Source organism: Yinghuangia seranimata (genome assembly GCF_029953285.1).
In the GTDB taxonomy this organism is placed as follows: domain Bacteria; phylum Actinomycetota; class Actinomycetes; order Streptomycetales; family Streptomycetaceae; genus Yinghuangia; species Yinghuangia seranimata.
This window is the reverse complement of record NZ_JASAOI010000014.1, coordinates 288,145-301,997: the sequence shown is the minus strand read 5'-3', so window position 1 is coordinate 301,997 and position 13,853 is coordinate 288,145. Positions and strand designations below refer to the sequence as shown.

General features: G+C 72.5%; 11 protein-coding genes. 4 read left to right on the top strand and 7 right to left on the bottom strand.

The features are described from left to right. Positions 1 to 135: 135 nt before the first annotated feature. From QI554_RS11020 to QI554_RS11010, 3 genes are all read left to right on the top strand, one after another. Entirely contained in the window at positions 136 to 1,959 is a 1,824-nt protein-coding gene (locus QI554_RS11020; protein WP_281468615.1) for an arabinofuranosyltransferase AftB family protein, read from the top strand. 121 nt (positions 1,960 to 2,080) lie between these two features. Beyond that, positions 2,081 to 3,943: an arabinofuranosyltransferase AftB family protein gene (locus QI554_RS11015; protein WP_281468613.1), complete on the top strand. Its 1,863-nt coding sequence runs from the start codon at positions 2,081 to 2,083 to the stop codon at positions 3,941 to 3,943. A gap of 23 nt (positions 3,944 to 3,966) precedes the next feature. Further along, positions 3,967 to 4,773 carry an SDR family NAD(P)-dependent oxidoreductase gene (locus QI554_RS11010; protein WP_281468611.1) on the top strand — a complete coding sequence of 269 codons (807 nt, stop codon included), beginning with the start codon at positions 3,967 to 3,969 and terminating at the stop codon, positions 4,771 to 4,773. Between the two features lie 275 nt (positions 4,774 to 5,048). On the opposite strand, the gene pheT is transcribed toward QI554_RS11010, so the two are convergent. The 7 genes from pheT to infC form a co-directional block, all read right to left on the bottom strand. Continuing rightward, the gene (pheT, locus tag QI554_RS11005; protein WP_281468610.1) at positions 5,049 to 7,550 is read right to left on the bottom strand and encodes a phenylalanine--tRNA ligase subunit beta; all 2,502 of its coding nucleotides are present in this window, start codon (positions 7,548 to 7,550) and stop codon (positions 5,049 to 5,051) included. After that, positions 7,550 to 8,671: a phenylalanine--tRNA ligase subunit alpha gene (pheS, locus tag QI554_RS11000; RefSeq protein ID WP_281468608.1), complete on the bottom strand. Its 1,122-nt coding sequence runs from the start codon at positions 8,669 to 8,671 to the stop codon at positions 7,550 to 7,552. The genes pheT and pheS overlap by 1 nt, the downstream gene beginning before the upstream one ends. Positions 8,672 to 8,888: 217 nt before the next feature. Next, the gene (locus QI554_RS10995) at positions 8,889 to 10,037 is read right to left on the bottom strand and encodes a sensor histidine kinase (protein ID WP_425527952.1); all 1,149 of its coding nucleotides are present in this window, start codon (positions 10,035 to 10,037) and stop codon (positions 8,889 to 8,891) included. A 356-nt stretch (positions 10,038 to 10,393) separates the two neighbouring features. Next, entirely contained in the window at positions 10,394 to 11,248 is an 855-nt protein-coding gene (locus tag QI554_RS10990) for a TrmH family RNA methyltransferase (protein WP_281468606.1), read from the bottom strand. Positions 11,249 to 11,434: 186 nt separating this feature from the next. Beyond that, positions 11,435 to 11,821 (bottom strand): 50S ribosomal protein L20, encoded by a 387-nt coding sequence (gene rplT, locus QI554_RS10985; protein WP_281468604.1) that lies wholly within the window; start codon positions 11,819 to 11,821, stop codon positions 11,435 to 11,437. A 119-nt stretch (positions 11,822 to 11,940) separates the two neighbouring features. Then, positions 11,941 to 12,135 (bottom strand): 50S ribosomal protein L35, encoded by a 195-nt coding sequence (gene rpmI, locus QI554_RS10980; RefSeq protein ID WP_281468602.1) that lies wholly within the window; start codon positions 12,133 to 12,135, stop codon positions 11,941 to 11,943. A gap of 98 nt (positions 12,136 to 12,233) precedes the next feature. Further along, entirely contained in the window at positions 12,234 to 12,950 is a 717-nt protein-coding gene (gene infC, locus QI554_RS10975; protein ID WP_281468739.1) for a translation initiation factor IF-3, read from the bottom strand. Positions 12,951 to 13,378: 428 nt separating this feature from the next. Here infC and QI554_RS10970 point away from each other — a divergent pair, with 428 nt between their 5' ends. Beyond that, positions 13,379 to 13,777: a DUF1844 domain-containing protein gene (locus QI554_RS10970; RefSeq protein ID WP_425527951.1), complete on the top strand. Its 399-nt coding sequence runs from the start codon at positions 13,379 to 13,381 to the stop codon at positions 13,775 to 13,777. Positions 13,778 to 13,853 lie beyond the last annotated feature (76 nt).

The window sequence follows — 13,853 nt, the reverse complement described above, 5'->3', positions numbered from 1 at the left end:
CGTGTGGGGCCCATCGACGAAAGCGCCCCGGGCGGGCCCGCCGACCCGCGGCCCAGGGGCGATGGGCGCCACCACCGCCCCGCTAGAATCTGGCCTTTGCCACAGACGGACGAGACGCGAGGCGGACGAGACGACGTGACGACACCCCTCGGTTCCGACCACCGCGCGGAAGCCCCCGCCCCGGCCCCCGCGGACCCGGACCGACCGGCACTCGCCGACCGCGTCAGAGCACGCGCCCTGCGCGTGAACCCGTTCGACCTGGTGGCCATGCTCATCCCGACCGTGGTCCTCGCGGTCATGGCGTGGCGCCAGCGCTGGATGACCGACGACGGCCTGATCTTCACGCGCGTCGTCCGCCAGATCCTCGACGGCAACGGCCCGCTCTACAACATCGGCGAACGCACCGAGACCTCCACCAGCACGCTGTGGCAGTGGGTCCTGGTCGTCGCGCACTTCCCGTCGCCGTTCTCCGACGCGGTCACCGCCGTCTACCTGGGCATGGCGCTCATGCTCGCCGGCCTGTGGCTGGCCATGGCGGGCACCCGGCGCTTCTACCGCACGCTCGACGCGGGCCGCTTCCTGCTGCCCGCCGGCGCGCTGGTGTTCGTCGCCATCCCGACCGTCTGGGACTTCTCCACGGCGGGCATGGAAACCGGCCTGATCGTCTTCTGGCTCGGCGCGTCCTGGCTGCTGCTGGTCAGCGCCTGGGACCGGCGTCCCGAGGACATCGGGTGGCGCCGCCTGCTGCTCACCGCCGTCGTGTACGGCCTCGGCCCGACCATCCGCCCCGACCTCGGCCTGGCGATGGTCGCGTTCCTGGCCGGCCTCGGCTTCGTCGCGCGCGTGACGTGGAAGCGCGGCATCGCGATGGTGCTCGCCGCCGGCGCGCTGCCCGCCGCGTACGAGATCTTCCGCATGGGCTACTACGGCGTGATCTTCCCGATGCCGGCCATGACCAAGGAGGCCTCCGACTCCGCGTGGGGTCGCGGCTGGGACTACCTCACCGACTACTCGCGCCCGTACTACCTGTGGATCCCGCTGATCCTGATCGTCGTGCTGTCCGCCTACACGGCGCTGCGCGACAAGCAGGCCGTCCGCACCCGCGTCGTCGCCGCCGTGCCGATCGCCGCCGCGCTCATGCAGACGCTGTACATCCTCAACGTCGGCGGCGACTTCATGCACGGCCGCATGTGGATGCCGGTGACGCTGCTCCTCGTGCAGCCCGTCCTGCTCGTGCCGTTCACCCGCTACTCGGTGGCGCTCGTCGCCGCCATCAGCGCGTGGGCACTGGTCTGCGGCATCACGCTGCGCTCGCCGATCATCACCACCCCGGCGAAGATCCCCGGCCCCTACGCGCAGGTCTGGAACGAGCGCGACTTCTACAAGGACTCCACCGGCACCTACAACCCGGTCAGCCAGAAGGACCACCTCGACGGCCCGATCAAGGCCACCTACGAGCAGATCCTCCAGGCCAAGGCCGAGGGCAAGCGGCTGCTGTTCTTCGACCCCAAGTACATCCCGCAGCCGCCGCTGCCGCTGCGCCCGGACGTGAAGTTCCCGGTCGGCCTGGTCATCGGCCAGCTCGGCGTCGGCGGCGCGGCCGTCCCGCTCGACGGCATCGTGGCCGACGTGTGGGGCCTCAGCCAGCCCATCGGCGCCCGCATCGAGGAGACGCAGCACATCGCGTCCGGCCACCGCAAGCTGCTGCCGGTCGCGTGGACGGTCGCCATGTACGTCGACCCCAGCGGCTGGGCCCAGGTCGACCCGAAGTACACCTCGCAGGACGAGATCCGCGCGGCCGCCCACGTCCTGCAGTGCGGCCCGGTCAAGGAGCTCATGGAGTCGGTCTCCGCGCCCATGTCGCTCGACCGCTTCTGGAAGAACTTCACCGGCGCCTACGACCGCACCAAGCTCCGCATCCCCTCCAACCCGATCGAGGCCGAGAAGAAATTCTGCTGACCGCGACAGGTCGTCCGGTAGGCGCGGCACGACGGCGGCGCGGGCTATCGTTACCAAAACGACCGCGCCCCCCACGGCCGGGCCACCACCCCGGGCCCGCCGCGACTGGAGTCCCTCGAGCATGAGCCTTGTCAGTGCGCTCTCCCGGCGCACCGGTCTCGGCAACGCGCCGGGAGACGCCGACCCCGGCGAGCGGCGCACCCGCCGCTGGAACGCGGCGATGATCGCGCTCCCCAGCGCCGTCGTCCTGCTGCTCGGCTACACGCACCGCTGGATCAGCGACGACGGGCTCATCTTCACGCGCACCGTCCGGCAGATCCTCGCCGGGCACGGCCCCGTCTACAACATGGGCGAGCGCGCCGAGGCGTCCACCAGCACCGTGTGGCAGTGGCTGCTGGTCGCCATGGGGTGGATCACCGGCGCCGACATCGGCCGCCTCGCCGTCTACCTCGGCCTCGCGTGCACCGCGCTCGGGTACGCGGTCGCCCTCGACGGCACCCGCCGCCTCTATCAGCGCAGCCTCGGCCCGCGCATCATGCTGCCCGCCGGCGTGATCGTGCTGATCGCCCTCCCGCCCGTGTGGGACTTCGCCACCTCGGGCCTCGAGACCGGCCTGACCACGCTGTGGATCGCCGGCTGCTGGTGGCTCCTCGTCCGCACCCTCGACGACCGACGCGCCCGCACCACCTACACGCTCGCCGTGCTCGCCGGGCTCGGGCCCATGGTGCGCCCCGACCTGGGGCTCGCCTCCGTCGGCTTCCTCGTCGCGCTGTGGTTCGTGCGCCGCCCCCGGCTCCGCTCGACGTTCGGGCACGCCGCCGCCGCGGCCTTCCTCCCCGCCGCGTACGAGGTCTTCCGCGCCGGCTACTACGGCGTGCTGCTGCCGCTCCCGGCGCTCGCGAAGGAGGCCTCCGGCAGCGACTGGCGGCGCGGCGGGGCGTACGCCCGCGACTTCGCCGCCCCCTACGCGCTGTGGCTTCCGCTGCTTCTGCTCGCCGCCGCGGCGGTGATCGCCGCCGTCCTGCGGATGCGCGACGGCGGCCTCGGCCCGCTGGTACGCGCGGAGAGCGGACGCACCGCCGTGTTCGTGACGCCGATCGTCGTCGCCGCCCTGATGGCCCTGTACGTCGTCCGCGTCGGCGGCGACTTCATGCACGCCCGCATGCTGCTGCCCGCGCTGTTCGTGGCCCTGCTGCCGGTGATGCTCGTCCCGGCCGGCCGCATCGCCGTGGCGGTCACCGCGGCGGTCGCCGTATGGGCGCTGGTGTGCGGCACCACCCTGCGCGTCCCCTACGACGGCCTCAGCGGCAACAACATCATCGCCGACGAACGCGCCTTCTACGTCGACGCCATGGGCATCGCCCACCCCGTCTCCGCCGACGACTACCTCAGGCACTACCCGCGCTTCCCCGAGGCCGTGCGCATGGCCACCGTCGGCCACACGCACGTGATGATCTACGCCTGGTACCACGGCTTCTACGTCACCCCGCTGAATCCCGGCGACCCCGCGCCATATGCCACCGCGTGGCTCAACCTCGGCATGAGCGGCGCCGCGGTCCCCCTCAACGGGCGCTCCATCGACATCCTCGGCCTGGCCTACCCGCTCGCCGCGCACCTCGAGCTCACCGGGCGCGGCCGCCCCGGGCACGAGAAGGAACTCGACATCGCCTGGCTGTTCGCCGAGTACGCGGCACCCGACGCGGTCCTCCCGCCGGGCATCGACCCCCACCGCGTCGCGCAGGCCAAGTACGCGCTCACCTGCGGAGCGGAGAACCGCGGCAAGATCAAGGAACTGCAGGACTCGGTGCGCGAGCCCATGTCGTGGACGCGGTTCTGGAAGAACCTCACCGGTTCGTACGAGCGCACCAAGTTCCGGTTCCCGAACGACCCCGCCGCGGCGATGCAGCAGATCTGCGGGACCTCCGAGCTGCCCGACGACTACATGAAGACCATGTTCCGGCTCGACGACAAGCAGTGGCGCTGACCCGCCGCGGCGAGGGGACCGTGATGAGCGGCGACAAGAGCACCACCGCCCTGGTGACCGGGGCCGGACGAGGCATCGGCCGCGCCGTCGCCGAACGGCTGGCCGCGGAAGGCCTCGCGGTGGCCGTCCTCGGCCGCTCCCGCGAGTCCCTGACGGACGTCCTGGACGCCCTCGGCGACGCCCGCGCCACCGCCGTCATCGCGGACGTCACCGACCCGAAAGCGGTCGCCGCCGCCGTCGCCGAAGCCGAGGACACACTCGGGCCGCTCGACCTCGTCGTCAACAACGCGGGCCGGATCGACCAGGCCGAGGTCCCGTTCTGGGAAGCCGACCTCGACCAGTGGTGGACCGTCGTCGAAGCCAACCTGCGGGGCGTCGTCAACGTCGACCACGCCGTCCTCCCCCGCATGGTCGCCCGCCGCCACGGCCGCATCGTGAACCTGAGCAGCGGCTTCGCCGTCGGCCCCGACCCCCACTACTCGGCCTACACGACCTCGAAGACCGCCGCCCTCCGCCTCACCGACACCATCGCGGGCCCCCTGGCCGACCACGGCATCACCGTCTTCGACATCTCCCCCGGCGCCGTCGCCACGGACATGACCGCCGGCATGGACATCTTCCGCGGCAAGACCGACTGGTACGACCTCAACCTCTTCCTCAACGCCGTCGTCGCAGTAGCCGAAGGCCACCTGGACCCCCTTTCAGGCCGCTTCCTCCACGCAGGCAAAGACGACCTGATCACCCTCGCCACCCGCGCGGCCGAGCTGAAGGCCAAAGACGCCCGCCGCCTCCACCTCCGCCCGTACGGCCCCGAAGACCCCCAGCAGTAACCCGACCAGACCGATTGCCGCCGAGAGTTGGCTCGCCGACGGCAACCGTCCAACATCGCGCCCGCCGCGCACCGCAGGCGTCGCGGTCCCCCACCACGGCCGCTCGTCAAGCGCGTCCCGTGCGGTCAGAGCACCCGTCCCATTCACGCGCTTGCCGCTGGCGGTGCACTCCGGTCGAGGCCATCCGCCCGTCGAAAGCGCCCACTCGTCGGCAAGCTCCCCAGGACACGCCGAAGGCCCCGGTCTCGTGGGAGACCGGGGCCTTCGGTGGTGCGTCAGGCGCCGCGGAGGGTGGCGCCGGTGCGGTCGGCGGCCAGGGCCACGGCTGCGTCGCGGGCGGCGGTGGCCTCCTCGACGGTCAGGGTGCGGTCGTCGGCGCGGAAGCGCAGGGCGTAGGCCAGCGACTTCTTGCCCTCGCCGACCTGTTCGCCGGTGAAGACGTCGAACAGGCCCAGGGACTCGAGCAGTTCGCCCGCGCCCTCGCGCAGGGCCGCCTCGACCTTCGCGGCCGGGACGGACTCGTCGACGACGAGGGCGACGTCCTGCGTGGCCACCGGGAACGAGGCGATCCGTCCGGCCGTCGCGAGCTTCTCGCCGCCCTGCTCGTCGAGAGCGGCGGTCAGGCGCGTCACGTCGACCTGCATCGCGCTGGTGCGCTCAGGCAGTTGGAGCGCCTTCACGACGCGCGGGTGCAGCTCGCCCGCGTGGCCGACGACCGTGTCGCCGACCAGGAGCTCGGCGCAGCGACCCGGGTGCCACGGCGCGAACTGCGCCGCCCGCACCTCGAGTTCGACACCGACCGCACGTCCGACCGTGCGCGCGGCCTCGACCGCGTCGGCCCAGGTCTCGGCGCGTCCGCCGCCCCACCAGCCGGCCGGCTCGCGGTCGCCCGCGAGGACCGCGGCGACGCGGTACGGCTGGTCCGGCAGCGCCGCGGCGAGCGAGTCGAGCTCGGCCTCGGTGGGCCGCCGGTCGACCGGGAGGCGCGGGGCGACCGGCCGCTCGGTCTTCGGCAGGAACACCAGGCCGGCCTCGAACAGCGCCACGTCCGTGTTGCCGCGCCCGATGTTGCGGCGCAGCGTCGCGAGCAGCCCCGGCAGCAGCGTGGTGCGCAGCCCCGGCTCCTCGTCGGAGATGGGGTTGACCAGCTTGACGGTGGCCCGCCGCGGGTCGGAGGCGTCGAGCCCGAAGGCGTCGAAGACGGCGTCGCCGACGAACGGGTAGTTCTGCACCTCGACATAGCCGGCCCCGGCCAGCGCGCGGCCGATGCGGCGGCGGAGCCGCTGCGCGGGGGTGAGCCCGCGCCCGGCCGGCACCTGCGGCAGCACGGAGGGCACGTTGTCGTAGCCCTCGAGCCGGATGACCTCTTCGGCGAGGTCGTTGGGGTCGGTCAGGTCGGGCCGCCAGGTCGGGGGCGTGACCGTGAGCGCGTCGATGCCCTCGACGGTGCAGCCGACCTCCTGGAGGCGCTGCGCGACGGTCTCCGGCGAGTACGGCACGCCGGCGACGCGCGCCGGGTGGTCCGCCGTGATCGCGATCCGCACGGGCTCGCGCGGCGCGTCGACCTCGGTGACACCGGCCTCGGCGACCGCGCCCTCGCCGCCGAGCAGCACGAGCAGGTCGACGGCCCGCTGGGCCGCGGCGCGCGCCGCCTCGGGGTCGACGCCGCGCTCGAAGCGCCGGGACGCCTCGGAGCCGAGCTTGTGCCGGCGCGCGGTGCGGGCGATGGCGACCGGGTCGAAGTTCGCGGCCTCGATGACGATGTCGCGGGTCTCCGGGCCGATCTCGGTGGTCGCCCCGCCCATGACGCCGGCCAGCCCGATGGGGCCGCTGTCGTCGGTGATGAGCAGGTCCTCGGGGTCGAGGACGCGGTTGGCGCCGTCGAGCGTGGTGAGCTTCTCGCCCTCGTGCGCGCGCCGCACCGTGATGGTGCCCTGGAGCGCGTTGCGGTCGTAGGCGTGCAGCGGCTGCCCGAGCTCGAGCATCACGTAGTTGGTGACGTCGACGGCGAGCGAGATGGGCCGCATGCCGGCCTTCTGCACGCGGCGCTGCAGCCACAGCGGCGACTTCGCCTCGGGGTCGACGCCGACGACGGTGCGCGCGACGAACCGGCGGCAGCCCTCGGGGTCCTCGACCGCGACCGGGTAGCCGTACGAGTTGGCGGTCGGCACGTCCAGCAGCGCGGGGTCGCGCAGCGGGATGCCGTAGCCGATCGCGGCCTCGCGGGCGACGCCGCGCAGCGAGAGGCAGTAGCCGCGGTCGGGGGTGACCGCGATGTCGAGCACCTCGTCGACCAGGCCGAGGAGTTCGATGGCGTCGGAGCCGACCTCGCACTCGATGGGCAGCACGATGATGCCGTCGTGGTCGTCGCCCATGCCGAGTTCGCGGGCCGAGCAGATCATGCCCTGGGAGTCGCGGCCGTAGGTCTTGCGGGCGCCGATGTGGAAGCCGCCGGGCAGCACGCCGCCGGGCAGGATCACGACGACCTTGTCGTCCACGTCGAAGTTGGTGGCGCCGCACACGATCTTCTGCGGCTCGCCGGTGCCGTTCGCGTCGCCGACGTCGACGAGGCAGAAGCGGATCGGCTTCTTGAAGCCGGTCAGCTCCTCGATCTCCAGGACCTGGCCGACGACCAGCGGCCCCTTGAGGTCGGCGCCGAGGCGCTCGACGGTCTCGACCTCGAGGCCGAGGCCGATGAGCTCGGCGGCGACGTCACGGCCGGACTCGACGGCGGGGAGGTCGACGTACTCCCGCAGCCATGAAAGCGGGACCCGCATCAGATCTCCATCCCGAACGGAAGGGTGAAACGCACGTCACCCTCGACCATGTCCCGCATGTCCTCGACGTTGTGACGGAACATCAACGTCCGTTCCAGGCCCATGCCGAACGCGAAACCGCTGTACACCTCGGGGTCGATGCCGCACGCGACGAGCACGCGCGGGTTGACCATGCCGCAGCCGCCCCACTCGATCCAGCCCTCGGACTTGCAGGTCCGGCACGGGTTGTCCGGGTCGCCGACCGAGGCGCCGCGGCACACGAAGCACTGCAGGTCGACCTCGGCGGACGGCTCGGTGAAGGGGAAGTACGACGGGCGCATGCGCGTGACGATGCCCTCGCCGAACATCGAGGACGCGAAGTGGTCCAGGGTGCCGCGCAGGTGGGCCATCGTCAGGCCCTTGTCGATGGCGAGGCCCTCGACCTGGGCGAACACCGGGGTGTGCGTCGCGTCGAGCTCGTCGGTGCGGTACACGCGGCCCGGGCAGATCACGTAGATCGGCGGGGTGCGGGTGAGCATGGTGCGGATCTGCACCGGCGAGGTGTGGGTGCGCAGCACGACGCCCGAGTCCGGCGTGCCGTCGGCGGCCTGGACGAAGAAGGTGTCCTGCATGGTGCGCGCCGGGTGGTCCGGGGCGATGTTCAGGGCGTCGAAGTTGTACCACTCGGCCTCGACCTCGGGGCCGTCGGCGACCTCGTAGCCCATGGCGACGAAGACGTCCGCGATGCGGTCGCCGATGGTGGTCAGCGGGTGCCGGGCGCCGCGCGGGGCGCGGTCCCAGGGCAGCGTGACGTCGACGGTCTCCTCGACGAGGACGCGCGCGTCGCGCTCGGCCTCCAGCTCCTCGCGGCGGGCCGCGAGCGCCTGGTTGACCCGGCCGCGGGCCTGGCCGACGCGCTTGCCGGCGTCCGCCTTGGCGTGCGGCGGCAGGGCGCCGATCTCGCGGTTGGCGAGGGCGAGCGGCGAGCGGTCGCCGGTGTGCGCGACCTTGGCCTCGTGGAGCGCGTCGAGGTCGGCGGCTGCGGCGAAAGCGGCGAGGGCGGCGTCCCGCGCCTTGTCGACCTCCTCCGGCTTTAGGCTCTCGACCTCGACCGGGTCGTACGACTTGTTCGGTGCCGACATCTTCTTCCAGTGCTCCTGTAGGGTTCCTCGCCCGCGGGGGGTGTCCGGTCGAAGACGCGCGGCACAGTGCTTCCGCCGGGTACTTCGGCCCAGTGCTCCGCCCAGTACTCCGGCGTACGGCAACGGCCTGCGGGAGCGCGGGGCGACGGGTCGAGTCTAGGTGGTTCGGGCCGTGGACCTGGAATGCGGGCCCGCGGGGCGGTGGTGCGCGGCCGTGTCAGGCCAGCGCGTCCGGCATCCCCGCGGGCAGCCGAAATCGGAACCGGGCGCCGCCGGAGGCGGCGCGGCCGACGTCGATGGTCCCGCCGTGCGCCTCGACCAGGCCCTTGACGATGTACAGGCCGAGGCCGGTGCCGCCGCGCCGGTTGCCGCGCCAGAAGCGGGTGAAGACGCGCCCGAGCAACTCGTCCGGGATGCCCGGCCCCTCGTCGCTCACGGTGATCTCCGTCCCGTCGTCCTCGCCCGCGGCACCGCCGACCCGGATGCGCGTCATCTCGATGGTGACGGCTCCCGCGCCGTGGCGCACCGCGTTTTCCAGGAGGTTCCCGAGGATCTGGTCGAGCTTGTCGCGGTCCATGTACGTCTCCGGCAGCCCGGCGTCGGCGTGCACCCGGAACCGGTCCTCGGTGTGCCCGGCGGCGATCTGGGCGCGCACGTGCCGGTCGACGGCCTCGCGCAGGTCGACGATCTCGCGGTGCAGCTGGAGCCGCCCGGAGTCGATGCGGGAGATGTCGAGCAGCTCGGTGATGAGCCGGGTGACCCGGTCGGCGTCGGCGTCGACGGTCTCGAGCATGAGCCGCTTCTGCTCGTCGGTGAACCGCTCCCACTTGGCCAGCAGCGTGGCGGTGAAGCCCTTGACGCTGGTGAGCGGCGAGCGCAGCTCGTGCGCGACGGTGGCGACCAGTTCGGCGTGGTTGCGTTCGCCGCGGCGGCGCGCGGTCGTGCAGCGCAGCGCGACGACGACGTGGGTGAGCGGCGAGTTCGGGCCGGCCTGGCGCACGTACGACGCGGTGACCAGCACTTCGCGCCCGCCGAGCAGCAGGTTGCGCTCGGGCTGCCGGGTGCGGATGCCGAGCCCGCCGTACGGGTCGGTGCACACCCACCAGCGGCGGCCGTCTATGTCCTCGAGCGGCAGCGCGTCGGAGAGGTGTTTGCCGAGGGCGTCCTCGGCCTTCACCCCGGTTATGCGTGTCGCGGCCGCGTTGAAGCAGCACACCGTGCCGTTCGCGTCCGCGACGACCAGCCCGTCGGGCAGCGCGTCGGCGGCCGGCCCGCAGAGCGCGTCCAGCCCGCCGGCCGGGAAAACCGGCGTGGCCGGCATGCCCGCCGCGGACGGATCGACCGTCAGATCCGCGTCCATGTCCATCGGCCCCCTTCCGACCCCACACGGCCGAGGGATTGCAGCATTCCGAGGCCCCCCACGGAACGGCATACCCCTATGAAGCAGATGCTCCGGGCCGGTCACACTACTCCAACGCGTCGCGCCGCTACACAGTCACGCGCGGCCGATTCCTTGCGCGCCCATGGCGTAAGCGGGCGCACGCGGGCACGGGGCGGCGCGCAGGGGCGCGTTCGTGCCCCCGCGCGCCAACGTGTGCGCCGGTCGCGGTAGTTCTCGTACTCGATGTGCGCGGCGTGCGCGGCGTGCGCGGGTAAGGCCCCGGCGCCGCTGTCCGTCCTCATGTGGCCCTCTCCCCCGTCAGCCCTCGAACGTGTGCGCCGCTACCGGCCCGCGGCCGTCCGGCAGCCCGAAGCGCCGCGCTGGGCACGCGCGGACGCATACAGGCACACGGCGGCCGCGGTCGCCAGGTTCAGACTCTCGGCGCGCCCGTGGATCGGGACGCGCACCACGGCGTCGGCGAGCGCGCGGATCTCCTCCGGGAGCCCCCACGCCTCGTTACCGAAGATCCACGCGGTGGGGCCGTCCAGGCCGCCTGCGTCCAACTCGTCGTCCAGGTCGGCCGCGCCCGCGCCGTCGGCGGCCAGGATCCGAAGGCCCGCGGCGCGCAGCCCGGCGACGGTGTCCTCGATGTGCGCGCCCACGACGACCGGCAGGTGGAACAGGCTGCCGACGGAGGCGCGGACGGTCTTGGGGTTGTACAGGTCGACGGACGCGTCCGTCAGCACCACGGCCTCGGCCCCGGCCGCGTCCGCGGCGCGCAGCACCGTGCCGGCGTTGCCGGGGTCGCGCACGTGCGCGAGCACCGCGACCAGGTCCGGGGCGCCGGCCTCGGTCAGCGACGCGAGCGGCACGTCCACGAACCGGCACAGCGCGACGATGCCCTGCGGCGTGACGGTCTGGCTGATCGCCGCGACGACCTCGTTCGTCGCGTACAGCACCGGCACCCGCGCGGCGCGGGCCGCGTCGACGATGTCGGGGTAGCGCTCGGCGGTCTCCACCGTGGCGTACAGCTCGACCAGCGTGCCCGGCAGCGCCGCGGCCTCACGGACCGCCTGCGGGCCCTCCGCGAGGAACCGGCGCTCGTCGGCGCGGAACGCGCGCTTGGCGAGCCGCCGGGCCGCCGCCACGCGCGGTGAGCGAGTCGAAGTCAGCTCGGTCAGCTCGGGACTCGCCATGGGGTGTGCAACCGTTCCTCGTCGCGGAAGTGCGCGGAGTGCGTGCGGGCCTGTCGTCCGTCGGCCGGTGTCAGGGCCCGGATGTGACCGATGGGCCCCCGCGGGCGCCGCCGCCGGTACCGAGGTACCGGGGCGGGGCGTCCTACGCGGGGACCCATCGGGCTGCCTTGCGGGTTCAGCCGGAGATCAGGCGGCTTCCTTCGGCGCGTTCACGTCCGCGGGAAGAGCCTTCTGGGCCGCCTCGACCAGCGCGGCGAACGCGGTCGGGTCGTTGACCGCGAGCTCGGCGAGCATCTTGCGGTCGATCTCGATGCTGGCGGCCTTCAGACCCTGGATGAAGCGGTTGTAGGTGATGCCGTTCAGGCGGGCAGCGGCGTTGATGCGCTGGATCCACAGCTGACGGAAGTCGCCCTTGCGCTTCTTGCGGTCGTTGTAGTTGTAGACCAGGGAGTGGGTGACCTGCTCCTTGGCCTTGCGGTACAGGCGCGAGCGCTGACCGCGGTAGCCGCTCGCCTGCTCGAGGATTGCGCGGCGCTTCTTCTGGGCGTTGACCGACCGCTTGACGCGTGCCACTTGATGAACTCCTTGACTTCAGACCGGGGCGTGGTGACCCCGACCCGGGGTACGACTGGGACCGGCGCCCGCCGCCTCCGCCACGCCGTTTCAGGCGGGCGAGGTCAGGCGCACGTGGCTCACTTGCCGAGCAGCTTCTTGATCTTCTTGGCGTCGGCCGGGGCGGCCTCGACCGTGCCCGCGAGGCGACGGGTCAGCGTCGAGGGCTTGTGCTCGAGCAGGTGGCGGCGACCGGCGCGCTGACGGAGCACCTTGCCGGAGCCGGTGATCTTGAAGCGCTTGCTGGCACCAGAGTGCGTCTTGTTCTTCGGCATGTCGCCGCTGTCTCCTCGTCGTGCCGTGCCTGCCCGACGGCGCGCGTCAGGCAGGCACAGATGTGTGTGGAACTACTGGTCGCGGGACGGTGCGAGGCTCAGGCCTCGTCCGCCGCGGTCGCGGGGGCGGCGACGTCCTCCGCGGGAGCCTCCGTCGCAGCGGCCTCGACCTGGGCTTCGGCCTCGGGCGCGACCTCGGCGGTCTCGACCTCGGCCTCACCCTCGGGCGCGGAGTGCTCCTCGCCCCGACGGGCCTCCTTGCGGGCGGCGGCGGCCTCGCGGGCCTCGGCCATGGCCTCGGTCTTCTTCTTGTGCGGACCGAGGACCATGATCATGTTGCGGCCGTCCTGCTTGGGGCTCGACTCGACGAAGCCGAGCTCCTTGACGTCCTCCGACAGACGCGTCAGCAGTCGGTACCCCAGCTCGGGGCGGGACTGCTCGCGACCACGGAACATGATCGTGATCTTGACCTTGTCGCCCTGCTTCAGGAACCGCTCGACGTGACCCTTCTTGGTCTCGTAGTCGTGCGGGTCGATCTTCGGCCGGAGCTTCATCTCCTTGATGACCGTGTGCGCCTGGTTCTTGCGCGCTTCACGGGCCTTCATGGCGGACTCGTACTTGAACTTGCCGTAGTCCATGAGCTTGCACACGGGCGGCCGGGCGTTGGCCGCGACCTCGACCAGGTCGAGGTCGTACTCCTGAGCGAGCTCCAGGGCCTTGGCAAGCGGCACGATGCCGACCTGCTCGCCGCTGGGACCGACGAGTCGCACCTCGGGGACGCGAATCCGGTCGTTGATGCGGGGCTCGGCGCTGATGGGGCCTCCTCGATTCCTGAAGTGGTCGGCGGTTCCGTCCCGCGGCCACGTACTCCTCGCCGTCGACCGGAGCGGATCTCCTCGCCGCCGGGCACCAGGCCCGACACGCGAAAAAGCCCCGCATGGGACGCATGCGAGGCTCCATAACACCGGTGAACACGCGCCTCTTCCCGGAGGAAGAAGCCACTCCGGCCCACCGCGAGGTGAACCGCTGCTACCGGACCGGAACCCGTCGGCCGTGAGGTCGATCGGGTGGGAGAACGGAGCCTCCGCTTGCGCGTCGGACACACGGGGTGCCCGACCGGTCGACGCACCACAATACCACCCGGCAGGATGAACCGGACACCGGGCGGTGGTGGCGCTGCGGCGAGTGTAGCGGGTCCGGGGCCGCGCGTCGGCCGGGGCCCGGCATGGCGGAGACTGGTCCCATGACCGACAGCGCAACCCCTCAGCCCGCCGGCGTCGACGCCGACCTCGACGCCGTGGACACCGTGGACACCGTGGACACGATGACCCGCGACCTCGCCGACGTGTCGGCGATGGAGGTCATCACCACGCTCGCCGTGCACCTCATGAGCGCCTCCGCGATCAAGCTCGGCCTCGCCGAGGACGGCGAGGCCCACAAGGACCTCGACGAGGCGCGCAAGCTCATCACCGCGCTGGCCGGCCTGGTCACGGCGGGCGCCCCCGAGCTGGGCTCGCAGCACGCCGCGCCGCTGCGCGACGGGCTCAAGACGCTGCAGCTCGCCTTCCGCGAGGCGTCCCTCTACCCGGACGAGCCGGGCAAGGGCCCGGGCGAGAAGTTCACGGGGCCGGTCTACGCCTGACACCGACATCGCCGCGGCCCGTCTCCGAACCGGGGGCGGGCCGCTCGCGTACCGTCGGCGGCACACGGGCGTAAGG

Bases quoted from the DNA above. Each gene is read 5' to 3' on its own strand.
- QI554_RS11015 (WP_281468613.1), top strand. From the start codon at position 2,081: ATGAGCCTTGTCAGTGCGCTCTCCCGGCGCACCGGTCTCGGCAACGCG.
- QI554_RS11010 (WP_281468611.1), top strand. From the start codon at position 3,967: ATGAGCGGCGACAAGAGCACCACCGCCCTGGTGACCGGGGCCGGACGA.
- pheT (WP_281468610.1), bottom strand. From the start codon at position 7,550: ATGCGGGTCCCGCTTTCATGGCTGCGGGAGTACGTCGACCTCCCCGCC.
- pheS (WP_281468608.1), bottom strand. From the start codon at position 8,671: ATGTCGGCACCGAACAAGTCGTACGACCCGGTCGAGGTCGAGAGCCTA.
- QI554_RS10995 (WP_425527952.1), bottom strand. From the start codon at position 10,037: ATGGACATGGACGCGGATCTGACGGTCGATCCGTCCGCGGCGGGCATG.
- QI554_RS10990 (WP_281468606.1), bottom strand. From the start codon at position 11,248: ATGGCGAGTCCCGAGCTGACCGAGCTGACTTCGACTCGCTCACCGCGC.
- rpmI (WP_281468602.1), bottom strand. From the start codon at position 12,135: ATGCCGAAGAACAAGACGCACTCTGGTGCCAGCAAGCGCTTCAAGATC.
- QI554_RS10970 (WP_425527951.1), top strand. From the start codon at position 13,379: ATGACCGACAGCGCAACCCCTCAGCCCGCCGGCGTCGACGCCGACCTC.